The organism is Paraburkholderia sp. RL17-368-BIF-A, assembly GCF_046054045.1.
Lineage (GTDB): Bacteria > Pseudomonadota > Gammaproteobacteria > Burkholderiales > Burkholderiaceae > Paraburkholderia > Paraburkholderia graminis.
Genome location: NZ_JARESN010000017.1, coordinates 56,765 through 81,850 on the forward strand (window position 1 = coordinate 56,765; position 25,086 = coordinate 81,850).

Annotated in this window: 24 protein-coding genes; 20 read left to right on the plus strand and 4 right to left on the minus strand. The window is 62.9% G+C overall.

Annotated elements, in window-relative coordinates:
- Nucleotides 1-48 precede the first annotated feature (48 nt).
- Entirely contained in the window at nt 49-1,023 is a 975-nt protein-coding gene (locus tag P0D87_RS25045; RefSeq protein ID WP_053857771.1) for a LysR substrate-binding domain-containing protein, read from the plus strand.
- Between the two features lie 32 nt (nt 1,024-1,055).
- Here P0D87_RS25045 and P0D87_RS25050 read toward each other — a convergent pair whose 3' ends face one another.
- Nucleotides 1,056-1,796: an ABC transporter substrate-binding protein gene (locus P0D87_RS25050; RefSeq protein ID WP_053857772.1), complete on the minus strand. Its 741-nt coding sequence runs from the start codon at nt 1,794-1,796 to the stop codon at nt 1,056-1,058.
- Between the two features lie 492 nt (nt 1,797-2,288).
- Between P0D87_RS25050 and P0D87_RS25055 the strand changes: the two genes are divergently transcribed.
- From P0D87_RS25055 to P0D87_RS25065, 3 genes are all read left to right on the plus strand, one after another.
- Entirely contained in the window at nt 2,289-2,876 is a 588-nt protein-coding gene (locus tag P0D87_RS25055; RefSeq protein WP_082367046.1) for a GNAT family N-acetyltransferase, read from the plus strand.
- Nucleotides 2,877-2,982: 106 nt separating this feature from the next.
- Entirely contained in the window at nt 2,983-3,600 is a 618-nt protein-coding gene (locus tag P0D87_RS25060; protein ID WP_082366957.1) for a GNAT family N-acetyltransferase, read from the plus strand.
- 201 nt (nt 3,601-3,801) lie between these two features.
- On the plus strand, nt 3,802-4,089 hold the full coding sequence (locus P0D87_RS25065; protein WP_029969905.1) for a DUF1330 domain-containing protein: 288 nt from the start codon (nt 3,802-3,804) through the stop codon (nt 4,087-4,089).
- Nucleotides 4,090-4,147: 58 nt separating this feature from the next.
- On the opposite strand, the gene P0D87_RS25070 is transcribed toward P0D87_RS25065, so the two are convergent.
- A complete protein-coding gene (locus P0D87_RS25070) occupies nt 4,148-4,915 on the minus strand; it encodes a transposase (RefSeq protein ID WP_053857773.1) in 768 nt (255 codons plus the stop codon).
- A gap of 541 nt (nt 4,916-5,456) precedes the next feature.
- Between P0D87_RS25070 and P0D87_RS25075 the strand changes: the two genes are divergently transcribed.
- The 16 genes from P0D87_RS25075 (at nt 5,457) to P0D87_RS25150 (ending at nt 22,399) form a co-directional block, all read left to right on the plus strand.
- On the plus strand, nt 5,457-6,623 hold the full coding sequence (locus tag P0D87_RS25075) for an MFS transporter (protein WP_321175793.1): 1,167 nt from the start codon (nt 5,457-5,459) through the stop codon (nt 6,621-6,623).
- Nucleotides 6,624-6,939: 316 nt separating this feature from the next.
- Nucleotides 6,940-7,665: an ABC transporter permease gene (locus tag P0D87_RS25080; RefSeq protein ID WP_029969901.1), complete on the plus strand. Its 726-nt coding sequence runs from the start codon at nt 6,940-6,942 to the stop codon at nt 7,663-7,665.
- 2 nt (nt 7,666-7,667) lie between these two features.
- Complete coding sequence (locus tag P0D87_RS25085; RefSeq protein WP_006048304.1) at nt 7,668-8,786, plus strand: ABC transporter ATP-binding protein; 1,119 nt, start codon at nt 7,668-7,670, stop codon at nt 8,784-8,786.
- Nucleotides 8,783-9,520: an ABC transporter permease gene (locus P0D87_RS25090; RefSeq protein WP_371026874.1), complete on the plus strand. Its 738-nt coding sequence runs from the start codon at nt 8,783-8,785 to the stop codon at nt 9,518-9,520. The genes P0D87_RS25085 and P0D87_RS25090 overlap by 4 nt, the downstream gene beginning before the upstream one ends.
- 35 nt (nt 9,521-9,555) lie before the next feature.
- Nucleotides 9,556-10,452, plus strand: a complete 897-nt coding sequence (locus tag P0D87_RS25095; RefSeq protein ID WP_006048302.1) for a glycine betaine ABC transporter substrate-binding protein — start codon at nt 9,556-9,558, stop codon at nt 10,450-10,452.
- A 35-nt stretch (nt 10,453-10,487) separates the two neighbouring features.
- Nucleotides 10,488-11,366 (plus strand): nitrilase-related carbon-nitrogen hydrolase, encoded by an 879-nt coding sequence (locus P0D87_RS25100; protein WP_053857775.1) that lies wholly within the window; start codon nt 10,488-10,490, stop codon nt 11,364-11,366.
- Nucleotides 11,367-11,379: 13 nt separating this feature from the next.
- Complete coding sequence (locus tag P0D87_RS25105; protein ID WP_053857776.1) at nt 11,380-12,570, plus strand: acyl-CoA dehydrogenase family protein; 1,191 nt, start codon at nt 11,380-11,382, stop codon at nt 12,568-12,570.
- 18 nt (nt 12,571-12,588) lie between these two features.
- A complete protein-coding gene (locus P0D87_RS25110; RefSeq protein WP_053857777.1) occupies nt 12,589-14,190 on the plus strand; it encodes a class I adenylate-forming enzyme family protein in 1,602 nt (533 codons plus the stop codon).
- Between the two features lie 2 nt (nt 14,191-14,192).
- The gene (locus P0D87_RS25115; protein ID WP_029969891.1) at nt 14,193-14,993 is read left to right on the plus strand and encodes a crotonase/enoyl-CoA hydratase family protein; all 801 of its coding nucleotides are present in this window, start codon (nt 14,193-14,195) and stop codon (nt 14,991-14,993) included.
- Between the two features lie 106 nt (nt 14,994-15,099).
- Nucleotides 15,100-16,182 carry a GlxA family transcriptional regulator gene (locus tag P0D87_RS25120; RefSeq protein WP_307253051.1) on the plus strand — a complete coding sequence of 361 codons (1,083 nt, stop codon included), beginning with the start codon at nt 15,100-15,102 and terminating at the stop codon, nt 16,180-16,182.
- A 64-nt stretch (nt 16,183-16,246) separates the two neighbouring features.
- The gene (locus P0D87_RS25125) at nt 16,247-16,648 is read left to right on the plus strand and encodes a hypothetical protein (protein ID WP_053857779.1); all 402 of its coding nucleotides are present in this window, start codon (nt 16,247-16,249) and stop codon (nt 16,646-16,648) included.
- Nucleotides 16,649-16,788: 140 nt separating this feature from the next.
- On the plus strand, nt 16,789-17,169 hold the full coding sequence (locus P0D87_RS25130; protein WP_006048295.1) for a response regulator transcription factor: 381 nt from the start codon (nt 16,789-16,791) through the stop codon (nt 17,167-17,169).
- A gap of 228 nt (nt 17,170-17,397) precedes the next feature.
- Nucleotides 17,398-19,599, plus strand: coding sequence for a sensor histidine kinase (locus P0D87_RS25135; RefSeq protein ID WP_053857780.1), 2,202 nt, complete (start codon nt 17,398-17,400; stop codon nt 19,597-19,599).
- On the plus strand, nt 19,589-20,260 hold the full coding sequence (locus P0D87_RS25140) for a response regulator transcription factor (protein WP_006048293.1): 672 nt from the start codon (nt 19,589-19,591) through the stop codon (nt 20,258-20,260). The genes P0D87_RS25135 and P0D87_RS25140 overlap by 11 nt, the downstream gene beginning before the upstream one ends.
- A gap of 46 nt (nt 20,261-20,306) precedes the next feature.
- Complete coding sequence (locus P0D87_RS25145; RefSeq protein ID WP_029969886.1) at nt 20,307-20,984, plus strand: heavy metal response regulator transcription factor; 678 nt, start codon at nt 20,307-20,309, stop codon at nt 20,982-20,984.
- Nucleotides 20,984-22,399, plus strand: a complete 1,416-nt coding sequence (locus tag P0D87_RS25150) for a heavy metal sensor histidine kinase (RefSeq protein ID WP_053857781.1) — start codon at nt 20,984-20,986, stop codon at nt 22,397-22,399. Before P0D87_RS25145 ends, P0D87_RS25150 begins: the two co-directional genes overlap by 1 nt.
- On the opposite strand, the gene P0D87_RS25155 is transcribed toward P0D87_RS25150, so the two are convergent.
- Both P0D87_RS25155 and P0D87_RS25160 read right to left on the minus strand, forming a co-directional pair.
- Nucleotides 22,374-23,828 (minus strand): efflux transporter outer membrane subunit, encoded by a 1,455-nt coding sequence (locus tag P0D87_RS25155; protein ID WP_053858983.1) that lies wholly within the window; start codon nt 23,826-23,828, stop codon nt 22,374-22,376. The two genes, P0D87_RS25150 and P0D87_RS25155, sit on opposite strands and share 26 nt — an antisense overlap.
- Nucleotides 23,829-23,843: 15 nt before the next feature.
- The gene (locus P0D87_RS25160) at nt 23,844-25,085 is read right to left on the minus strand and encodes an efflux RND transporter periplasmic adaptor subunit (protein WP_053857782.1); all 1,242 of its coding nucleotides are present in this window, start codon (nt 25,083-25,085) and stop codon (nt 23,844-23,846) included.
- Nucleotide 25,086: the final 1 nt, after the last annotated feature.

The window sequence follows — 25,086 nt, forward strand, 5'->3', positions numbered from 1 at the left end:
GCGCACAACTGACGTAAAATAGCGTCAGACGGGAGAAAAAGTCACCACATGGACACAGACGAACGCACGGGTAAGCAGGCCGGAAACCTGCCTCCGTTGAATGCATTGCGGCACTTCGAGGCGGTCGCGCGGTTGGGCAGTTTCGCCGCGGCGGCGAGCGATCTGCACGTCACGCACTGGGCGGTCGGCAAGCAGATCCGAATGCTGGAAGACTGGTTCGGAGTGCCTCTCTTTGAGCGCCGCTCGCGCGGCGTCGTCCCGACCGACGAGGGCGCCGCTCTGCTCAATGATGTCAAAGGTGCGTTTTCGCGGCTGAGCAGTTCGGTCACGCGGCTGCGCCACGAATCGATTACGCGTCGCGTAACGGGCGTCGTGCGCGTGAATACGCTGGCGAGCTTCGCGTTGTGCTGGCTCATACCGCGCCTGACCGATTTCCGCGCTCTTTATCCGGACATCGATGTCCGGCTTTCGACAACCTCACGCAAGCTGCGTTATGTCGGCGGCGCATTCGACATCGGCGTGCGTTCGGGGCCCGAGGACGCAGCGGGCCTCACGTCGACGCCGCTGATGCCCGACCTGCGCCTGCCCGCCTGTAGTCCAGCGGTGCTGCAAAGCCATCCGATCAGGACGGTTGCCGATTTGCGAAATCACACGCTGCTTCACTCGATGAGCACGCGCACGGCATGGTCCGACTGGTTACGCGAGGCCGGCGCGCCGGGCTTGCAGGGCGCGGGCCATCTCGACTTCGATCATGTCTTTCTGCAACTCGGCGCGGCGGCGGAAGGGCTCGGCGTGACGTTGGCATCGCTGCCGCTGATCGAGCGCGACATCGCGACCGGGCGTCTTGTGTGTCCGATATCCGAGCCCGCGGGGCGCGGACCCGATTACACCCTGGTCGTGAACACCGACCGGGCCCGCGACGACGCGGTCATCGCATTCGAGAAATGGATTCTCGCGGCCGCGGCGCGCAGTTCGGTGGTGCCGGCTCGACGCACATCGCGCAGGAAAGGGGCGCGGCGCTAGTTACTTCGCCACGCGACGCCCCGACTTATCGATCAATCCGGCGATGCCGGCGCGACCGACGCTCCCGCAATCCGATGTCGCGCCAGTGCTTCGGCGACGAACCCGGACGCTTTCATTTCCTCGACGAAGCTGCGCAGCGCGGCTGCGGCCGCTTCGCCGCGGCTTTTCGGCGTGCCCATCGCCTGTTGAATCACCATGAAGCGCTCGTCGAGCAGGCGCAGGCCGGAAGCGGCTCGCGCATCGGCTTCAAGTTGCTGCTTCACGCCCGCGGCGACTTCCAGCCCCTGTTCGAGGAACGTTTGCACGACCGTCGGCGACGTCGGCGCGCGAACGATTTGCGCGGCCTTCAACTCTCGCGTGAGAAAGAGATCGTAAGCGCTGCCTTTGCCGACCGCGACGCGGTTATGCTGCTGATCGACGTCCGCGTTGGTCCGCACAGGCGAGTCGTCGCGCACCAGATAGAAACCTTCGATCAGCACATACGGCGCCGTGAATGCGATGGTCTCGCCACGCAACGGATCGACGGCGAAAAAGCCGAAGTCGGCGCGCTCTTCGCTGACGGCCTGCACCGATTTGCCCGCGGCGTCGAACACCACCAGTTCGAGCTCGACGCCGAGCTGCCTCGCGAACGCTCGCGCGAGATCGACGGAAACGCCGAACGGCTCGCCGGTTTGCGGGTCCTTGTTGGCGAGGATCGGATTGCCTAGGTTGATCGACGCGCGTAGTTTGCCGGTTGGGGTGAATGCGGAAATGACGGGTTGGGTGAGGGTCATGGTGTTGTCTCGCGGGAAGATGAGCGCCGGCGTGAAGTCGTTCGGTTTGAACTACATCAGCACAATATCGTACTGTTTGGTTTTGGGCACTGTAGTCGCTGTCGGACGAAGGTTGGCGGGTGATTGTTGGAAGAGGGTCAGGTGGGTTGACGTCTTAGGCTGAGATCGGGCCAGTTGGAGACACTCGACCTTAGTGCCCAGATCGCTAACAATCTATTGGAGTGTGCGGCGCTTGTTCCGCTCCCCGAGAGTGAGCCTTGGCCGCCAAGACACGTCGATCGGTTCACAAATTAAATTTAATGTGCCAATATAAGCCGCATGGAACTCCGTAACGTCCCGAGCCAGTCTCATCACCATCACTGTCGCAAGCCATTGCGCCGTGGTTCGTTACGTCCATAGCATCGAATTCGACCTCACTGGTCCAACTCCATGTGCAAACGACCAAGGCGCCTAAGGCGCCTTTTTTTGTTTCTCCACCATCAAGAGCTGAAGATGACCGACCCGATAAGCTATCGACGCGCGACTATCGACGACATTTTGACGATCTGCGAACTGGGTCAAATCTTGAACGCGGTCCACCACCTGGCGCGCCCCGACATTTATGCCGATGCCACTACGGAGTTCGGTCGGGACAAACCACACTGGCTTTCTAGCCTTCAGGAAGAAGATCGAGCGACGTTTCTTGCCGAGCTTGGCAGCAAAGCGGTCGGCTTCATTACGGTTCAGGTGGTGAAGCCGATAAGCCCAATGTTGCAGCCGATGGTCGTTGGTCGCATAGGCTCCGTCGCTGTTTCGGAACAAATGAGGGGGCGCGGGGTCGGCAGCGCCCTCATGAAGCTCGCAGAAGAGTGGGCGCTGAAGCACGGTGCCGCCGACATGAGACTGGCCGTTTGGGAGTTCAACGAACAGGCCGTCGATTTGTACCAGGAACTTGGCTATGAGATTCGTGCGTTCGAGATGGGAAAGCGGGTTCAGACTTCGGCGGATATGGCCGCCAATGGATTTGGTGAGGCAACTGAAACGCCCTTAGCGCGCGCTTATCGTGCGACATCCAATGGTATCAATGGCCGCGTTCGCTGATCGGCCATGATCGGACCTTCGACAACCGCGCGGCAATCGTCGGCAGTCTCTTAAACTCTAATGCCACGTCTATGCAAACAGCATCGCAAACAAATTCACAATTCAAATGACCATCGAAAATCGATTTCCGACACTGGAAACTGCTAGATTGCTGTTGCGTGAGATAGTGCCGTCAGATTCAAACGCTCTATTTGCGATACATGGAGATGTTGAACACATGCGTTGGTTTGGCGCTGATGCCCCTGCTACTGTTGAAGATGCTGCCAAACTCATCGATATCTTTGCCGGGTGGAGAAATCTGCCGAACCCGGGCACACGCTGGGGCATTGAACGTCAATCAGACGGTGTATTTATTGGCACATGCGGGTTATTTAAGTGGAACAAAGGTTGGAGTAGTTGCACGATAGGCTACGAACTAGCCCCTACGGCGCAGGGATGTGGCTATATGCAAGAAGCATTACTCGCTGTCTTGGCTTATGGCTTTGATGAAATGGACTTACATCGTATCGATGCATCCGTTTCCCCAGAAAACGTTCGTTCAATCAATGTCCTGACCAGACTCGGTTTTTTGCAAGAGGGGCGATCCAGAGAAGCCGGGTATTGGGCTGGCAGCCATCATGACCTTTTGCAGTTCGGCCTACTGCGGCGCGACTTTACAAAACAATCTGATGAACCGGCTGTGCATGTTGAGCGACCGCTATCGGAAAACTTGACTGGCCGCTGAGGGTCGATATGCGTCCGCCGCCAGCACAGACATCGTATGACGCCTCACCTCTTACCGCCTCACGACCATCCGTCTACGAACCCCCGGCATCCCTCCACCCCAACCACCACCACCGCCACCACCCCCACCACCCCCCGAGCCCCGCCACAATTTCATGGCATCATCGTATCCGCCTCTATTCCACGCTCAGGAGCGTACGCCATGCCGACTTATATTGTCTTCACGAAGGAAAGCACGCAGGCTCAGGACGAGCTCGACATCTACCAAAGCAAGGTGGGCGAGACCTTCAAAGGTCATCCTGTGAAGATTCTCGCTGCATACGGACCTCAGCAGGTCCTCGAGGGTGACGCGCCGGAGGGCGTCGTGATTGTCGAGTTTCCGTCGACTGAGACCGCGCGTGCGTGGTACGACAGCCCTGCGTATCAGGAAGTCGCACAGCATCGATTCAAGGGCGCCAAGTATCGCGCCGTTCTCGTGGAAGGCGTGTAAGAAAGGGCGGCGACGCGCGGGTCGTGGACCTCAGCGGGCGATCACCACAATCGCGGCCTCACGTTGGCTGCGATAGTTCGACGCTCGCTCCTCGCTCCTGTTTCTTTTCATTCGTCCGATGCGCGACGGCGCGCGTCGCGCGCACCTTCGGCTGCCGGTCGCGTAGCAACAGCGGCATCAAACGCCGATTCGCGGTCTGCGCCGCCCACTCGCAGTACGCGGCGCCGCCGAGCACCCAGCCTTCGAGGGTCGACTGCATCAGGTTATCGACCTCGTGATCGTCAAGACACTGCTCGGCCAGATTGCGGTAAGCCTCGTGGCGCTCGATCGGCGTATCGCCGAGCGCCCGGTAGACCGGATGCTCCTTGATGAACCTGTCGATACGCAGCCCGACGTGGTGCGCATAGCTCGACCACGGGTATTGTCCTGGCTCAGTCACAAGGCACTTGCGCACCGGCGCATGATCGATGACGTGGCTCGCGAGCAGAAAGTATCGCTCGGGCTCGATCACTGTCGCCGAGTACCCGCCACGCCAGATCATGCCGCGGCGTCCGTGGCGTCGGTTGAAGGTCTCGGCATAGCGGCGGCTGACCGCTTGCATCGCCATGGCCAGGCTCGACTCATAGGAAGGCGTGACGAGCAGTTGTACCGCGTCGGGCATCAGGACCCACGCGTGGACGGCCAGACCGGCGACGCGCGCTGCGTCTGCGAGGCAGGCGATAAAGTACAGATAGTCGCCTTCGTCCAGGAACGCGTGCCCTGTGAACCCCTGCAAGATAACGTGCTGCGGTTGTTCTGGGACGTAGTGCCGTGCAAGCCGTGTCATGCTGAATTAACCGGAAATCCGATGTGAAAAAGCGATCCGACCGGAGTCGAACGTGTGGCGGTGTGTAACTGCCTATAGGACGAAATTCTATCGGCGGTGTGCGCGCGTTACGTGGCGAACAGGCCTTTTTTCCGGCCTCTTTTCATTGATTTGCCGATCGCAGCCAGTGTCCCTTTTGTGCCAACGTGCAAGAGCGGCGCCGCGTTTCACACCGCTTGACGCTCCGGTGTTTGGACCCGAAGGCGCGCAGCGCGATGAAGCGCGAAACATAATGTCGTTATGCTGCTAACCGACGTCGCATTCGCGATATGCCGGCGAGGCGGCGGACCGCTACATTCGGAACTCGAAAGCCCCAACGTCGCTAAACGGTGCCGCGCAGGACGAACGAGACTCAGCACGAATGAAACAGGCACCGGAACCGGCTGTGTGTCAACCAACGGGCACGTCCTCTTTAACGGACTTGCTACCGCTCGCCGATTGCGGAGAAAGGGCCGCGCCCCTTGCTGCCGCTGTCGAGTCACGCGAGCCGGCCTTTGGAAGCTTGCGCTCCACCGCGGTCCTGCTTCTCGGCTACGCTATTCTCATCACCGGGAACGGCCTGCTTGGCACGCTCATCTCGCTGCGCCTCTCGCAGCAGCAGGCGCCGTCGATCGTGATGGGCGTGGTGCAGTCGGCGTATTACGTTGGCTTCCTGTTCGGCGCCCTATACGGCGGCGCGCTCATCGCGCGGGTCGGTCATCATCGCGCGTTCGTGACATTGGCTGCGTCGTCGGCATGCTGCGCGCTCGGGTACGCGGTGTGGAGCGCGGCCTCGATGTGGGTGGCCTTGCGCTTCGTAACGGGCTTCTGTCTCGTCGGCATCTTTACGATCGTTGAAAGCTGGCTGCATCAGGTCGCGACGAACGCTCAACGCGGCCGCGTATTTTCGGCTTATCTGATCACCAATTATCTCGGCGTCGGCACCGGACAGTTCCTGATCGGGCTCGCGGACCCCGGCGGCTTCGAACTCTTCAGCGCGGTCGCCGCTTTGTTCGCGGCGTCCCTGATTCCCGTCGCGCTGGCAGGCACCGCGCCCGCACCCGGCCACGCGCTCGAGGCGGCCGCTGCGTCCTGCGGCTCTCGCCTCGCGCGCGGACTGTCGGGGCTGCAGACCATCTACCGTTGGGCGCCGCTCGGCGTGCTCGCGTGCCTGTCGGCGGGTGTGCTCAATAGCGCGTTCTATACGATGCAGCCGGTGTTCATGCGGCGCCTCGGCTATCCGGTGCCGGAGGTGTCGCATTTCATGGGCTTCGCGCTGCTGGCCGCGCTGGTGCCGCAATGGCCCGTCGCACGGCTCGCCGACCGCTTCGATCGACGCAAGGTGTTGTTGTGTCTCGCGGTCATCGCCGGATTGCTGAGCGTGCTGTTGTTTCTGCTGCGCGACGGCGCTCTGGTCCGGGCCTTCGGCTATCTCTATGTGGCGGTGGCTTTTTCCATGTACGGCGTCGTGACCTCGTACGTGAACGACTGCATTCCCGCCGATCAGCGCATCGCCGTGAGCGCCGGCCTTCTGCTGATCTTCTCCGTTGGCGCGAGCGCCGGCCCGACGCTCGCTTCCGCGATGATGGCGCTCGCGGGTCCGGCGGGGCTTTATCTGTTCACCGCGCTCGTCACAGGCGCGCTTGCCACGTTCACGCTACGCAGCGTCTTGCGCCGGCAGGAAAACTGACGCAAAGTCGCGACCTGATCGCAGGCGACCTTGCCAACCATGCGCTTAGTTGCCCGCCGGTTTGCCCGCCGCCAGCGCCTCTTCTCGCTTCTTCCTGATTCAGTCACCGCACCGACCTGTCGCTTAAAGGACGGGGATAACCCTTAGCGATGCATAGCCCGTTCCCCGTGCCGCAAGGGAAACGCACCACGGCTCAATCGCGATGTCGCTTCCGTGACAAACGACGTCGAATGCAGATGAAGGGTTCCGGGTTTTGTCCAGATATCTTTGCCCGGTGGCGAAGCACACGGACACGCAACAGCGGAACGGAGACAACGTGGATACCCTTGCTTTCATGATCGACAACCTTGCGTCGATCATCAGGCTCACCGTTGAGCACATCGAGATCGTCGGGGTGGGCGTCGGTTTTGCCATCCTCACCGGCGTGCCGCTCGGCATCGCGATCACGGCCAATGAGCGCGCCGCGAGAGTGGTCTTGTACCTCGCGGCGATTCTGATGACTATTCCGTCAGTCGCGCTATTCGGTCTGATGATTCCGGTCCTGTCGTTGATCGGCCAGGGCATCGGCTTTCTGCCGACGGTCATCGCGCTCTTCCTTTATTCGCAACTGCCGATCGTGCGCAACACGTACACGGCCATCACCAACATCGATCCGGCGCTGCGCGAAGCCGCGCGCGGCATCGGCATGACCACGCGCCAGCGTCTGTGGAAGGTCGAGATCCCGATTGCGCTGCCGATCATCATGGCGGGCGTGCGCATGGCCGTGGTGATCAACGTGGGCATTGCCGCCGTCGCCGCCTATATCGGCGCGGGCGGCCTCGGCAAGCTGATCAGCCGCGGCATCTCGCAGTCGGACCCGCGTCAGCTGATTGCCGGCGCGATTCTCGTGAGCGTTCTGGCGATCGCCGCCGACTATGGCCTCGGCTGGGTGCAGCGTCTGTTGACGCCGAAGGGCCTTCGCAGCCCGTCGCGTACCGGCAGGCTTGCAGTGCGTCTCGGCGCGTGGGCGTCGTTCCGTAAATCTCCTCATCACGCGCAATAACCATGATCAAGCTCTCCAGCATCTCGAAGCGCTATGAAGGCGCCAGCGCCCCGGTGGTCGACGGCATCGACATGGAAGTCGGCGCGGGTGAAATCTGCGTTTTGCTCGGCCCGTCGGGCTGCGGCAAGACGACCACGCTGAAAATGATCAACCGTCTGATCCAGCCGACTTCGGGAAAGATTTTCATCGACGGCCGCGATACGGACGAGTTCGAAGTCGTCGAATTGCGCCGCCAGATCGGCTATGTGATCCAGCAGATCGGTCTCTTTCCCAACATGACGGTCGAGGAAAACATCAGCGTCGTGCCGCGTCTGCTGGGCTGGGACAAGACGAAAGCGAAGCGCCGCGCGGCCGAATTGCTGGAGATCGTCGCACTCGATCCGTCGATCTATTTGTCGCGCTATCCGAAGGACCTGTCCGGCGGGCAGCAGCAGCGCGTCGGCGTCGCGCGCGCACTGGCAACCGATCCGCCCGTCATGCTGATGGACGAACCGTTCGGCGCGATCGACCCGATCAATCGGGAGCTGATCCAGGACGAGTTTCTGCGCATCCAGCAGCAGGTGAAGAAGACGATCATGTTCGTGAGCCACGACATCGACGAAGCCGTGAAGATGGCCGACCGCATCGCGATCTTTCGCGCAGGCCGGCTCGAACAGTTCGATACGCCGGACACGATTCTCGCGAGGCCCGCGAGTCCGTTCGTCGCCGGCTTCGTCGGCGCGGACCGGGCATTGAAGCGGCTGCGCCTCGTGCGTGCAAAAGACGCTTTGTCCGCCTGCGAGTGCGCCGCGCGGGTAGGCGACAGCAGCGTGCGAGCGCGGGCGCTGCTCGAGCGGCACGGCGTCGAGCAGATCGTGTTGCTCGATGCCGCGGGCAAGCCGCAAGGGTATTTCGGCGCGGCGGAACTCGCGGCAATAGACGGCACGCTGACGGCGGCGCATGCCAGGCCCATGCGCGGCGTGGCGCGCGATTGCGACGATCTGCGCAGCGTGATTTCGTCGATGTTCGCGCTCGGACAAGCATGGCTGCCCACCGTCGACGACGAGGGCCGCTTCGTCGGCTACGTGAACCAGGCGCACATCGTCGACATGTTGCGTTTGCCCGCGGAGGTCTGCGCATGAAAAACATGAGAACACTGCTTTCACGCTGCGCAGTCCTCTTCGCGTGCGCTGCGCCGCTGCAGGCCCGCGCGGAGAACTGGCACAACTGGCTCGCGTCGATCGCGCAATATCGCAGCGATATCGTCTACCAGTCCATCGCGCAGATGACGATGGTCGCCATCGCGGGCAGCCTCGCGATCGTCGTCGCAGTGCCGCTCGGCATCTATCTGAGCCGCGAGTCGGGCAAACAGGCTCGCGTCGCTCAGGCGCTGATGCAGACGCTGAACATGGGGCAGGCCGTGCCCAAACTCGCGCTGCTCGCGCTCGCCATGAGCGTGCTCGGCATTGGACGATGGCCGTCCATCTTCGCGCTGTGGGTGGCGACGTTGCTGCCCATCGTGCTCAACACGCTCGAAGGTCTGCGCGCGGTTCCGCGTGCGCTGATCGAAGCGGCCACCGGCATGGGCATGACGCCTGCGCAGGTTCTATGGCAGGTGGAATTGCCCAATGCGCTGTACGTGATCTTCGCGGGCATTCGCACCGCGCTCGCCATTACCGTCGGCACCGCGCCGCTCGCGTTTCTCGTCGGCGGCGGCGGGCTTGGTGAGCTGATCTTTACCGGCATCGACATGAACGACTTTTCGATGCTGCTGGCAGGCGCTATTCCAACCGCGGTCCTCGCGGTTCTCACAGACGTGCTCGTCGGACAGATGCAGGTGCATCTCGTGTCGCGAGGCGTCGCTTCCCAACGCTAGTTCCATCCCACGCATACGCGTTTTCCGAGGAAATCATGAAGACTACTTTTTTCAAGCGGGCCTGCGCGCTCGTCGCTCTCTCTTTTGCGTCCTCGTGGGCCATCAGTTGCGCGGCGGCCAGCGTGGTGGTCGGCGGCAAGAACTTCACCGAGCAGCAACTGCTCGCCGAAATGACCACGGAGCTACTGCAGGCAAAAGGCTTCACCGTCACGAAGAAGGATGGCCTGGGCAGCGCGGTGCTGCGCTCGGCGCAAGAGAATGGACAGGTCGACGTGTACTGGGAATACACGGGCACGTCGCTCATCACGTACAACAAGATCAATGACCGCCTGTCGCCGGAAGACACCTACAGGAAGGTCAAGGAACTCGATGCAGGCAAGGGCCTGGTATGGCTCGACCCTTCGCGTGCGAACAACACGTACTCGTTCGCGATGAATCAGGACGAAGCGAAGAAGCTGGGCATCGCGACCCTGAGCGATCTTGCAAGGGCGATTAAAGCAGGCAAGACGCTGACCTTCGCGTCCAATTCGGAGTTCTATGCGCGCCCCGACGGGTTGCGTCCGCTGCAAAAGCTGTACGGCTTCGAATTTTCGCAGGACGAGGTCAAGCGGATGGACTCCGGCCTCACGTATCAGGCGCTGAAGGATCGTCAGGTGGATATCGCGCTCGTCTTCGCGACCGATGGCCGCGTGCCCGCATTCAACTTCGTCATTCTGAAGGACGACAAGGGCTTCTTTCCGTCCTACGCGCTCACGCCGGTGATCCGCAAGGCGACGCTCGACGCCAATCCGAAGCTCGGGCCGATCCTCAACTCGCTGTCCGCAAAACTCGACGCACCGACGATGGCGCGCCTGAACGCATCCGTCGACGTGCAGAAGAAATCGTTCAGCGAAGTCTCGCATGATTTCCTGAAGCAAGCCGGTCTGCTGTAACGCACGCGACCCGATCAGATCAGAGAGACGAGAACATGCCTTCGCATTCCCCCGAAGCGCCGCGAGACGGCGCGCTAAAAGTCGCGGCCGCGCAGATCGACAGTTCGTATGGCGATCTCGACACCAACCTCCGCAAGCATCTGAGCATGATCGACGAAGCGCGCCGGCGCGGCGTCGCGATGCTGCTCTTTCCGGAATTGTCCCTATGCGGGCATAGCGCGGGCAAGGACGCGCTGCAGCTTGCAATGCGTGTCGATCACCCGGCCATTGCGGCGCTTGCGCAAGCGAGCGTTGGTCTGCATACGTCGTTTGGTTTTATCGAAGAAGCGCCTGGTGGCCAGTTCTACAACAGCCAGGCGAGCGTGACGGAAGGCGCAATCGTGCACGTGCATCGCAAGATTCAACTGGCGACGTACGGCAAGCTGCGCGACGGTCTTTATTACGCGCCGGGAGCGGATCTCGGCGCGTTCGGCATCGACCGCGACTGGCGCGTCGCCACGCCGATCTGCAACGACCTGTGGAACCCCGCGCTCGTTCACGACCTGATGTGCGACGGCGTCACGCTGCTCGCCGCGCCGATCAGTTCCGCGCGCGAAGCGGTGGGCGGCGGCTTCGACAATCCGTCCGCGTGGGAGCTGAACCTGCGCTTCTATGCGGTCACGTACGGGGTCGCCGTGGTCATGGCGAATCGCATCGGCACCGAAGGCATGCTGCGTTTCTGGGGCGGCTCGCGCATTCTCGATCCGTTCGGCAACACAGTCGCGATGGGCTCGACGACCGACGAAGAACTGGTGGTCGGCGAACTCGACTATGCGGCGCTGCGCGAAGCGCGCTTCCTGCTGCCGACCGTGCGCGATGCGCGCGTCTATGCGGCGCGGGGCATCCGCGCGGCTCATTCACCTGTCAATACCTGAAGTGTCGTCTGCCATGCAAGATTTTCTCCTTACCGACGAAGACCGCGCGTTTCGCGCCGAAGCGCGCGCGTTCCTGCAACGCGAACTCGCGCCGCGCGCCGCGGACATAGAAGAGCGCCGCGACTGGGACGCCGTCAAACGCGTGGTGCGCGCGCTGGGCGAAGCCGGCTATTTGCGGCTGATGTTCGCGGACCTGTATCGCGGCTCGCTGACAAAGCCCGGTCTCACGCACGCGACGATCCTCTCCGAGGAAGCGTCCGCCATCAACTATGCGTTTGAGACCACCATCGCCACCGCGCTGAGCTGCGCCTATCCGCTGCATCGTCATGCCAGCAGGGAAGTGCGCGAAGCGTATCTCGAACCGATTCTGGATGGCCGCGCGATCGGCGCGATCTGCGTGACCGAGCCCGGCACGGGCAGCGATTCCGCCGACATGCAAACGCGCGTCGAATACGACGCGCGCACCGACGAATGGGTCATCAACGGCTTCAAGCGCTATATCTCGAACGCGTCGGTTGCGGACGTCTATATCGCCTACGGCATCACGCCGCGCGATGGCCTGGAAAGGCCGGGCATCACCGCCGTGGCCGTGCCCAAAGACGCGCGCGGCATCAGCTTTCCGCGCAACTATACGTTCATGGGCCGGCACGGCTGCATCGTCGGCGAAGTGAAGTTCGACGATTGCCGGGTCGGCGCGGATCACCTGTTGGGCGTGGCCGGCGAGGGCTTCGCAATCATGCGCGGCATGTTCAATTTCGAGCGCGCGATTTTGGGCGGCTCGGGCCTCGGCGTCGCGCGCAGTGCGTTCGACATCGCCCGATCGCATGCGCAAAGCCGCAGGACGTTCGGGCAGCTCCTCGGCTGCAAGCAACTGATCTGGGACAAGATCGCGCAGATGAGCTGGCGGATCGACGCCGCCGAACTCCTCACGTACCGCGCCACGAAGATGTACGACGCGGGCGCCGACGGCAAGGCGCTGATGAAGGAAGCGGCCATGGCCAAGCTCGTCGCGACAGAGACGGCGAATTTCTGTGTCAACGAAACCGTGCAGATATTGGGCGGCGACGGCCTTACCAAAGAATACGGCCGGGCCGAACAGCTCTATCGCGACGCGCGCGCGCTGACGATTGTCGGCGGAACGTCGGAAATGGCGAAATACCTGATCGCCTCGCGCGATCTCCCCGATCTGAAGATCAACCTCTGAGCGCACTCCATTTCCATCATGCTGACCATTACCTCGCTGTTCGAAAACACGGTCGCGAAGTACCCCGACCGTCTCGCGCTGGTCTGCGCCGACGCGCGCTTGACCTACGCGCAATGGGACGTGCGCGTACGCGGACTCGCGCAGGCGCTGTTCGATCTGGGCGTGCGGCAAACGGATCGCGTGGCCATCTTCCAGAAGACATCCGACGCCACGGCCACCGCGTATCTCGCCTGTCAGTTGCTCGGCGCGATTGCAGTCCCGATGAACTACCGGATGTCCGCGAACGACGCGGCGTTCATTATTCGCGATGCCGGCGCGCGGGCACTGATTTACGACGATTCGATGCAGGCCGTCGTAGCGAAGGTCGAACAGGGCTTGCCCGATCTGCGCATCTATGTGCGTGTGACAGGACACGGCGGCCACGGCGATGAACTTCCCGGCGACGGCGATGCGCCATCGCATCATCACGACTTCGATTCGCTGATAGACGGCACGCGTCATCGCGATGCGCCGCTGCCTCCCGTCACGCCCGAGGACATCTCGGCGCTGGTGTACACGTCCGGCACGACGGGGCGTCCGAAAGGCGCGATCCACACGCATGGCAACGACGTCGCGATCGCCACGAACTGCGTGATGGAATACAGCCTGACGAGCAGCGATTCGGCGCTTCATATCGCGCCGCTGTACCACGTCGGCGGCATGCAGGCGTATTTCATGCCGCACCTGATGGTCGGTGCGGCCAACATCGTTCTGCCGCGCTACGATCCCGAGCGCACGCTCGCCGCGATCGGCGAACATCGCATTACGACGCTCTTTGCCGTGCCGACGCAGATCCAGGACATGCTGTTCCATCCATCGTTCGCGCGGACCGATCACAGCAGCCTGCGGATGATCACCACGGGCGGCGCGGCCATTCCCGCTGCAGCGATGCAACGCGTCATCGACGAGTTCTGTCCGAATGTCTACAACGGCTACGGCATGACCGAAGCGAGCCTGACGCTGCTGCTGCATCCACGCGATGCACTGTCGCGCCTCGGGTCGTGCGGCAAGCCGACGCTGATCAGCACCTGCCGCGTCGTGACGAACGATACGGAGCGCGTCGTGCCATCCACGGAAAGCGTGGCGCCTGGCGAAGTCGGTCAACTGATCGTACGCGGCCCGCAACTGGCGCGCGCGTACTGGAACAATCCCGTCGAAACGGCAAAGAAGTTTCGCGACGGCTGGCTCTACACGGGCGATCTTTTCAGCGTCGACGCAGGCGGCTATTTCCACTTTCACGGCCGCGCCGACGACATGATTGTCTCGGGCGGCGAAAACATCTATCCGCGGGAAGTCGAAGAGGTGCTGTATCACTGCCCCGGCGTGCAGGAGGCCGCGGTGATCGGCGTGCCCGATCCGAAGTGGGGCCAGGCGGTCACGGCGTTTGTCGTGCGCAGCGACGCACAGTTGACGGAAGACGCCGTCATCGCGTTTTGCAAGGCGAGCGACGACCTCGCGCCATACAAGCGGCCAAAGAAAATACTGTTCGTGGACCGCTTGCCGCTGAACCCGAGCGGCAAGGTGCTGCGCCGCGAACTGGCTGCATCGGTCGCCGAAGAACTTCTGCGCACGGGAACCTGAACATGAACGAACCGGTACTTTACGAACTGGACGGTGGCGTCGCTACGATCACGCTGAACCGTCCTGCAACGCGCAATGCACTCACCGAAATGGAAGTGGTCGACGCGCTGGTAGCGAGCCTCGCGCGCGCGCAAGCCGATCTGAGCGTCCGCGCGATCGTGCTGACGGGCGCGGGCCCGGCATTCTCCTCAGGCGGCAACATCAAACACATGCGCGACGAGCTCGGCACGTTCGCCGGCAACGCGGCACGAATACGCGAGAACTATCGGCGCGGCATTCAACGCATTCCGCGCGCGTTTCATGAACTGGACGTGCCTTGCATCGCCGCGGTGAACGGACCCGCGCATGGCGCGGGCTGCGATCTCGCGCTGATGTGCGATATCCGTATCGCCGCAGAAAGCGCGCTGTTCGCGGAGAGCTTCGCCAAGGTCGGCATCATTCCTGGCGACGGCGGCGCGTGGCTGCTGCCGCGTGCAATCGGTCTTTCGCGCGCCGCGGAAATGATTTTCACGGGCACGCCTATCGATGCCCAATGCGCGCTCGCGTGGGGGCTCGTCTCGCGGGTGGTGCCGGACGCGGAACTGCTGTCCGCGGCGAAGGAACTGGCGGCGCGAATCGCCGTCAATCCGCCCAACGTGCTGCGCATGAGCAAGCGCCTCATCCGCGAAGGACAGCGGATGGACCTGCCGAGCCTGCTGGAACTCTCGGCGGCTTTTCAGGGCATCGCGCATCGCACCGAGGATCATCGCGAGGCGCTCGCCGCGACTTTCGAGAAGCGTCCGCCGAACTACACCGGCGATTGAGGCGGGCCCGATAGCGCTTGCGCACTCATGCGGCGATGGACCGGCGCGGCCCGATATGCGACAGTTTCCTCACCTTGGCCAATCCAGCATGGACATGCGCAGGAAAATGAACGATGAGGGTCCGCAACCGGCTTCCGCCCGCAGTCAAAAGTGGCCGGTGGCGGGAGAGGGCGCACTGGCCGCCGCACTCGCCGCCGCGCCCACGGAAAGCACGGCGGATTCGAGCCGGGAGCGACGGCCCGACACGGAACGCATCGGCTTTTTCCTCGTACCCAACTTCTCGATGATGGCGCTCAGCTCCGCGAGCGAGCCGCTGCGCGCGGCTAACCGGGTGAGCGGCAAGCCGCTGTATAGCTGGCATCTCATCAGCGCCGACGGCGAGCCCGTGTCGTCGAGTTCCGGATTTTCGCTGCAGCCTGAATCCGCAATGACCTCGTCGATTGCCGTGGACCAGTTGTTCGTGGTGGCGAGCATCGGTGTGGAGAACTACCGCAACGAGCGGGTGTTCGACTTTTTGCGCCGCTATGCCGCGACAGGCAAACCGCTCGGCGGCGTGAGCCTCGGCACGATGATCCTCGCGCGCGCCGGGCTGCTCGACAAGCGGCGTTGCACGATTCATTGGGAAGCGTTGAAGGCGCTCGCCGACGAGTTTCCTTCGCTCGCGGTCACGCGCGACCTCTATTGCATCGACGGCGACCGGCTGACATGCGGCGGCGGCACCGCGGCGATCGATCTGATGCTGGACGTGATCGCGCGCGCGCATAACCACCGGCTCGCCGCCGATGTCGCCGATCAGTTTCTGCATACGCGGATTCGCGCGTCGCAGGAAAGCCAGAAAATGGCGATCCAGTGGCGCTACGGTATCGAGGACCGACGCATCGTCAATGCGATCACGCTGATGGAGCAGAACATAGAGCGCCCCGTTCCTGTGCAGACGCTCGCCTCGCTGGTCGGTATCTCGCCTCGCCAGTTCGAGCGCATGTGGCTCAAGCATTTCGACATGGGACCGTCGCAGTTCTATCTGGGCGTGCGCCTGAAGGCGGCGCAAAAGCTCCTGCATGAATCGACCGCTTCGATCTTCGACATTGCGATGCAGTGCGGGTTTGCCAGCGCTTCGCATCTGGGGCGGTGTTATCGGAAGGTCTTTGACGTCACACCGGGACAGGAACGTAACGTCAAGGGGAAGTGAAGCTGCCGTTGCGAGTGTAGTATTCCACCGTATATTGGCGTCGGCCGTGACAAGGGCATCGATCATGTCAAGCGAGTGGAAGCGCCGCATCAGGCTGTTTATCCAGCGTTTCTGGCAGCCGACAAGCGCATGCATGACGTGCATGCCGGGTAGCTGGGGCAATATCATGAGCCTTGTCCACTGGACGATTGCATTCCGCACCGGTTTGCTCACCGGGCTCCTGGCCATACTTCTGACTTTCACGCCCGCGGCGAAACTCTACGGGCATCGCTACGGCAATGCGCTTGTCGTCGGCGTGCTGACAACGGTAGGCGACGCCTACTCGCACGCGAGTCACTACCCAATCCCCTACGTCGAGCACATCCTGACGGGGGCTATTTCAGGTCTTCTGGCGCTGGTTGCGTCATATCTTTTCGAAGACCGCGCGCGTCGTGTGCGGCAGGTGTGGGCGCGGCTTTTCGGATAGCAACGCCGACTCCACGCACCCACCCTATACACACATATAATTTTCCCGGCAGGCTTTTCTCCCTAAGATGGGAACACCTGAACGGCGGGCGAAGCAACAGCGTGCCGCCGTAACCGCATGTATGGCAGAGGATCAGTCGCTTGCATTCCCATCCGATAGCTTCGATTATCGACGACGACGAATCCGTCCGTATCGCCACATCGAGTCTGGTTCGTTCGCTGGGTTGGGACGTGCGGCTCTATGCGTCGGCCGAAGATTTTCTCGCCTCCGGCCAGATCGCGGATGTCGCGTGCGTCATCTCCGATGTCCAGATGCCGGGCATGAGCGGGCTTCAGTTGCAACGCCGTCTGATCGACGACGGGATCACGCTGCCGGTCATCTTTATCTCCGCGTTCGCGTCGGACGCGGTGCGCCGCCAGGCGCTGGACGATGGCGCGCTGTGCGTGCTGAGCAAACCTGTCGATGGCGCGGCCATATTGCGTTGCCTCGAAACGCTGCAGGCGGAACGCGGCGAGCCTTGATTAAGGCTTCGTCGGGAAGGGACTTAACGGTTGGATAACGAAAAACTCAGATAAGATAACTGCCGGATTAAATGGGTCGGCGTCCCGCGTGTCTGACTTCGATGCGCCGTTATGGCGGCGCGAGACAGGGTCCCCGGTACTCGTCAACGAACGTTTACCTCGAATGCCTATGCCAGCATCGCCTCGTTTCGTCTCCCTCCTTCTCGCGCGGCGCGCTCAATCGCCGACATGATATTCCGCTCACGCGCCGACGAACCGATGCGGCATGACCCACGCGTGTTGTACGTTCTCGCGGCGGTAGTCGCGCTCGTCGTATTCCTGATCGACGCATTCACGCCACTCGATATCGCGATCGCCGTGCTGTACGTGGTCGTGGTGTTGCTCGTCGCCTCGACGAGTTCGCGGCCCGCTGCGATTCTCACGTCATGGGGTTGCGTGGCGCTCACGGTGATCGCCTTTGCAATGTCCCACGACGAGCACTACTCGGGCGGCCCCGTTGCGCGCTGTCTTGTGAGCCTGCTCGCGATCGCGACGGCGTCGGTGCTCGCGCTGCGCAATCAGAAGAGCACGGCGACGCTGCAGGAGCAGTTGCAGTTACTCGATCTGACGCATGACGCGATTGTCGTCTACGACATGAACGATCTGATCACGTTCTGGAATCAGGGCGCGGAACAACTCTATGGATGGACCACGCAACAGGCGATCGGCCAGCCGGTGCATGAGCTGACGCAAACGCGCTCGTCGGTCTCGCTCGACGAAATCCGCCGCGAGTTGTTGCGTTCCGGGCGCTGGCAAGGCGAACTGCAGCATGTGCGCAATGACGGCACAACGGTCGTCATTTCGAGCCGCTGGGCGCTGTGGCGCGATGCGAAGGGCAAGCCGCGCGCCGTGCTCGCCACCAACAACGACATTACCGTTCGCAAGCAGATGGAAGGCGAGTTGCGGCGCCAGAAGGACGAATTGCGCGCGACCATCGACGCGATTCCAGGCATGGTCTGGAGTTCGTCGAGCGATGGGCGGCTCGTCTTCATCAACCGTCGCTGGAACGAACTGGGCGTGACGTGCGTTGAGAACGACGGCGACATCTGGCGCTCGATCGTTCATCCCGACGACTGCGGCGCGATGCAGCACGCGTGGCACGAAGCCATTGCAACGGGCGCGCCGTTCGAAAGCGTGTCCCGCATCCGGCACAGCGACGGCGTCTACCGGTGGATGCATATCGGCGCCGAACCGCTGCGCGACAACGCCGGCAAAATCTTGCGCTGGTACGGCGTGAACACCGATATCGAAGAACGCAAACAGGCCGAGCAGGCGCTCGCGCGCAGCGAGGCGTTTCTGTCCGACGCGCAGCGTTTGAGCCGCACCGGCAGCATCGCGACGAAACTGCCCGGCGGCGAGATGTGGTGGTCCGACGAAACGTATCGAATCTTCGACTATTCGAAAGACGTCGCGCCCAGCTTCCAACTGATCCTCGCGCGCGCGCATCCGGAAGACATCGCGCTGATGAGGCAGGCTTATCAGCAGAGTCTCGCGGGCGTGCCGTTGATCGACCTCGAACATCGCCTCGCGATGCCCGACGGAAGCGTCAAGCACGTGCACTACGTCGCGCGTCTCGCCGCACCGCAATCGGCGAATCCCGAATACGTCGGCGCGCTGATGGACGTGACCGAACGGCGGGCGGCGCAGGAAGCGCTCGACCGCTCGACGGCCGAACTCGCGCACGTCACGCGTGTGACGATGCTCGGCGAACTGGCCGCGTCGATTGCGCACGAGGTCACGCAGCCGCTCGCGGCGATCGCCACGTGCGGCGACGCCGCGCTGCGCTGGCTAAACCGTCCGCAGCCCGATCTGAAGGAAGTCGGCCAGTCGATTAACCAGATGATTCACGACGCGCGGCGCGCGAGCGATGTGATCCGCCAGATACGGTCGATGGCGCAAAAGCGCGATCCGAGCCACGCGGTACTCGATCTGAACGCTATAGTGAGAGAATCCATCGAACTCGTGCGGCGTGAACTGGATGCGCACCGCGTCGAAGTGGATGCCGATTACGCGAGTCCCGCGCCGTCGGTGTGCGCCGACCGCGTGCAGTTGCAGCAGGTCGTGATCAACCTCGTGATGAACGGCGTGCAGGCGATGTCGGGCATCACGGCACGGCCGCGGGAATTGCGGATTCGCACGCGCTCTTTCGACGCGCGGCACGCATTGGTGGTCGTGGAAGACTCCGGCACGGGCATCAGCGAAGAGAACGCCGGGCGGCTTTTCAACGCATTTTTCACGACGAAGGCGGAAGGCATGGGAATGGGACTGTCGATCTGCCGCTCGATTGTCGAGGCGCACGGCGGCCGGATCTGGGCGGAATCTCAAGAGGGAAAGGGTGCCGTGATGCAGTTCGTTCTGCCGCTCGATGAGGCAAAGCGCAATGAGCACTGAACCGGTCAACGCGACTAGCGCGATGGTCTATGTCGTCGACGACGACGCGTCGATGCGCGAAGCCGTCAGCATGTTGCTGCGCTCCGTCGGCTTGCGCGTTGAACTGTTCGCGTCCGCGCAGGAATTCCTTGCGTTCCCGAGACCGGACGTGCCGAGCTGTCTGATTCTCGATGTACGGCTCAAAGGGCAAAGCGGCCTCGCCGTGCAGGAACAGATTGCCGCGGGCGAATTGCGCGTGCCGATTATCTTCATGACCGCGCACGGCGATATCGCGATGTCGGTCAAGGCAATGAAGGCCGGCGCGATGGACTTTCTTGCGAAGCCGTTTCGCGATCAGGACATGCTGGACGCCGTGGCGAGTGCGCTCGGCAAGGACGAGGAACGGCGCGAAGCGGACCGCTCGGTCGCGGACCTGCGCCGCCGCTACGCATCGCTCACGCCGCGCGAGCGCGAAGTGATGGCCTTCGTCGCGAGCGGCCTGATGAACAAGCAGATTGCCGCCGAAATGAACCTGAGTGAGATCACCGTCAAGATTCACCGCGGTCAGGCGATGAAGAAGATGGAGTCGCGCTCGCTTGCCGATTTCGTGCTGAAGGCCGAAGCGCTCGGCGTCAAACCGCCACAAGGCACGACTACGCCACCGCGCATTCAGCGCGGTTAAAGCGCGTCCAAGTGCGTTGAAGTGCGTTAAAGCGCCGGAGGCTGTCATGCGAATACTGATTATCGAAGACGAACCGAAAACGGGCGCCTACCTGAAAAAGGGCCTTGAAGAATCGGGCTATTCCGTCGACGTCGCCAACGACGGCGCCGATGGTCTGCTGCTCGCGCAGGAGCAGGACTACGACGTGATCGTGCTCGACGTGATGCTGCCGACCATGGACGGCTGGGCCGTGCTGAAAGTCCTGCGCGCCACGCGCACCACGCCCGTGCTGTTCCTCACCGCGCGCGACGACGTGAGCGACCGCGTGCGCGGTCTCGAACTCGGCGGCGACGACTATCTCGTGAAGCCGTTCGCGTTCGTCGAACTGCTCGCACGCGTGCGCACACTGGCGCGACGCGGCCCGCCGCGCGAAAGCGAACTGCTGAAAGTGGGCGATCTGGAAATCGACGTGAACCGTCGGCGCGTGCGCCGCGGCAACACGCGCATCGATCTGACGCCGCGTGAATTCTCGCTGCTGCAACTGCTCGCGCGCCGTCAGGGCGAAGTGCTGAGCCGCACGCAGATCGCGTCGTATGTGTGGGACATGAACTTCGACAGCGACACGAACGTGGTCGAAGTGGCGATTCGCCGGCTGCGCGCGAAGATCGACGACGACTTCCCGATCAAGCTGATACAAACGGTGCGCGGCGTCGGCTACGTGATCGAATTGAAAGAGACCGATTGATGGCGGCGCGCTCGCTGACCACCACGCTTGCGCTTGCCTTCGCTGGAACGACGTTGATGGTGTTTGCGCTGGTCGGCAGCGTGTTGTATTTCGCGCTCGACCGCGAGGTCAAGCAGCAGGACGATCTCGACATCGTGCTGATCGCGCGCCATACGCGGCGTCTCGCGCAGGAAATCGCGACGCTTGCCGATTTGCGCGCCCATGAAGACCGGCTGACGAGCCAGGTGCTGGGCAATCTCGCGATGTCGATGGAAGTGCGCGGCCCCGACCGCAAGCTCGTGTTCGAGCACAACACGGCGGGCATCGCCGATCCGGCCGTGCCGTCGCCGACCCTGGCGAATCCGCTTGGCGCGTCGCAGCGTATCGCTGAGACCAGCATCGTGGAATGGCACAACGCGCGCGGCGTGCCTGTGCGCGGGCTCGCAGCGGATGCGGTGCTGGGCGACGGCACGCCCGTCACGCTGGTCATCGCGCGCAATATGACGGACCGCTGGCGTCTGCTCGATTACTATCGCGAGCGTCTTTATGGCGCGGGCCTGGCCGGCATGCTGCTCGCGTTCCTGATGAGCTGGATGCTGGTGCGCGAGTCGCTGAAGCCTTTGCGCGAGATGGCGGGCAAGGCCGCGACGATCACCGTCGACAAGCTCGACACGCGCATAAAAGTCGATAACGTACCGAGCGAACTCGCCACGCTGGTCGTCTCGCTGAACGCGATGCTCGACCGGCTGCATGGCGGCTTTCAACGCATGTCGCAATACACGGCCGATCTCGCGCACGATTTGCGCACGCCGCTCGGCAATCTGCGCGGCTCGACCGAAGTCGCGCTCGCACGTCCGCGCTCCGCCGACGAATATCAGTCGCTGCTCGCATCGAATCTCGAGGAATGCGAGCGGATCTCGCGCATGATCGAAAGCGTGCTGTTTCTCGCGCGCGCCGAGCATCCGCAGTTCGTCACGACGTTGAGCGAACTGGATGCCGCGAAGGAACTCGCGCGCATCGCCGAGTACTTTGAAGGCGTCGCCGACGATGCCGGCGTGCATCTGCAAGTGACGGGCGGCGGCCGCGTTCATGCCGACGCCGAGCTGTTCCGCCGCGCGGTCAGCAATCTGCTCGCCAACGCGATCCGCTATACGCCGCGTGACGGCACGATCACACTCGGCGCGCAGGGTACGCCGCACGGCTTGCGCGTGACCGTCGCCAATCAGGGTGCGCCGATCGACCCTTCGTTGCTCGAACGCATCTTCGACCGTTTCTATCGCGTCGATCCTTCGCGCAAGAGCGATCCCGAGTCGACGGGTTCGACCGGACTCGGGCTCGCCATCGTCCGCACCATCATGGAGTTACATGGCGGTTCGGCGCACGCCGAAAGCGACGCACAGAGCACGCGCTTCATTCTGACCTTTGCGCATCGGTAAGCGTCGCGCGATCCCAGCCGCCGCCTAGCGCCTTCAGCAACTGCACGCTCGCATCGATGCGGCGCGCGTCGATCTGCTCGGCCGTGCGCTCGTTGGTGAGCGCGATGGTCTGCGCCGTGACGACATCGAGATAGCTGACGGCGCCGGCCTGATAGCGGTTCGTCGTGAGCTTCAGCGCGAGTTCCGCCGCTGATGTCGCACGCTGCTCGCTATCCGCTTCACTGGCGAGCGTGGTCAGCGCCGAGAGGTTGTCCTCCACTTGCTGAAACGCAACCAGCACCGTTTGACGGTAATCGGCGACCGCGCCGTCATACTGTGCGTTCGCGCCTTTGAGCGCGGCATCGCGGCGGCCGCCGTCGAATAGCGTGCCGGCGAGTTGCGAGCCGATCGACCAGAAGAGGCTCGGCGCGGTAAGCCACGGCGCGAAGAACGTGCTTTCGAGTCCCGCTGTGGCCGAAAGCGTCAGGTCCGGATAGAAGGCCGCATGCGCCTCGCCGATCTGCGCATTGGCCGCGGCGACGCGCCGCTCGGCGGCGGCGATGTCGGGTCTGCGTTCGAGCAATTGCGACGGCAGGCCCGCAGGAATCTGCGGCAGCGCAATGTCGCGCACCTGTTGCGGCAGCGCGAACGACGAAGCGGGCACGCCGATCAGCGTCGCAATCGCGTGTTGCAACTGCGCGCGTTGCACGTCGATATCGCTGTCCATCGTGCGCGTGCTTTCGAGTTGGGTCTGAGCTTGCGCGACGGCGGAGGCGTCGATGGCTCCGTCGTTCAACTGCTGCTGCACGATCTTCAATGCAGCGGTGTACGCCGTGACGGAATCGTCCAGCAGTTTCTTTTGCCGGTCGAGCGAGCGTAGATCGAAGTAGTCGAGCGCGAGATCGCTTGCGATGGAGAGGCGCACCGATTCCAGATCGGCCTCGCTTGCCTGCGCATTGTCGCGTGCGTTGACCGTTGCATCCTTCACGCGGCCGAACAGGTCCGGCTCCCAGCTCGCCGACACGCCCACCGAATAATCGGGCACCGTCTTGCCCGCGAGCGAATGGCCGAGGACGTTCTGCGACAAACGCGCGCGCGATTGTGCGGCGCCGGCGGTGATCGTCGGCGCGTAGCCTGCGCGTTGATAGTCGATCATCGCGCGCGCTGCCTGCAACTGCGCCACTGCCTTGGCCACGGTCTGATTGGACACATCGACGCGGGCTTCGAGACGGTTCAATTCGTCGTCGTTGAAGAGCGTCCACCAGGGGCCGCGCGGCTGTGCATCGGCCGGAGCCGCGACAGCCCAGCCGGGCGCGGCCGTGCCTGCATAGTGATCGGGCACATCGACAGAGGGATGCGTATAAGAAGGCAGCGTCGAGCACGCAGTCAGCGCGCACGCAACGCCGATTGCGAGATTCCTGCGAATGGATGCGACGGGTACGTTGAGCATGATCATGCGCCTCGCTTAGCCGTGGAGCGCAGCGGATGCCACGACGCGTACCGCTTCACCGCTGCTGACGGCGTCGCCGGGATTGTTGATCACGCGATCCGTTGCTTCGACGCCCGTAGCGATTTCCACATAGGTGCCGAAATCGCGGCCGATCGTTACCGTCTTTAGCTGCACCGTATTGCTCTTGCCGATCACCGCGACGGTCACGCCGTCGGGCCTGAACAGCAATGCGCTGACGGGCAGTTCGAGCGCGGGATGCGCGGTCTGCAACGCGAGATGCACCTGCGCATACGCACCCGGCAATAACGCGCCGTCGTGATTGTCGACATCGACTTCGACACGCAGCGTGCGGCTCACGGGATCGATCGCATTCGCCGAGCGCGCGACGGTGGCTGCAAAGCGGCGTCCGGGATATTGCTGCGTCGTCAGATAAAGCAGCGTGCCCGTTGAGATGCTGCTCGCGTCGTCCTGCGGCACGTTGACGAAGATACGCAGGCGGTCGGTCTGTTCGATATGAAAGAGTTCGCCAGGCATCCCCGCGAGCCCCGGCGATCCGCCCGACGTCACCAATGCGCCCACATCGACGTTGCGTACGGTGACCACGCCGTCGAACGGCGCGGTGACTTTTTCATACGACACCAGTTCGGTGAGCCGAGCGACGTTCGCCTGCGCGGATTGCAACGCCGCGAGTTTGGCTTCGCTGTCGCTCGTCTTCGCGTCGGTGTCCTGCTGCGAAACGGACTGCGTTTTCAGCATCATTTGCCAGCGCTGAGCGGTGCTGTTCGCGAACGCGTAATTTGCTTTTGCCGTGGCTTCGTCGGCGCGCGCCTGTTTTAGTTGCGCGTCGAGTTCCGGCGTCTGGATGTCTGCGAGCGTCTGCCCGGCTTTGACTTTCGTGCCAATGTCCGCGTACCAGTGCTGGACGTAGCCGCTCGTGCGTGCATAGATCGACGCGTCGGCGTACGGCGTCACGGAGCCCGGTAACAACAGTTCCTGCGATGCCGGTGCGCGCGTCGGCGCGACTGTTTCGACGGGCACTTCGCGCTGCGCGTCGACCTGCTCGGTGAGCGCGGTGCTTGCATGCAAACGCGGCACGATGCCGAGTGCCAGCAATGCGGCGGCGACTGCGGCGAGCGCAACGGGCAATATCAAGCGACGGCGCTTCACGGCTTCGTTATTCGCAGCGGCGCGCGAAACGGGCAGGGCGTTGGTGCGCGTGGCCGCATCGGGCGTCGGCGGCAGATCGGACGTAGTCATG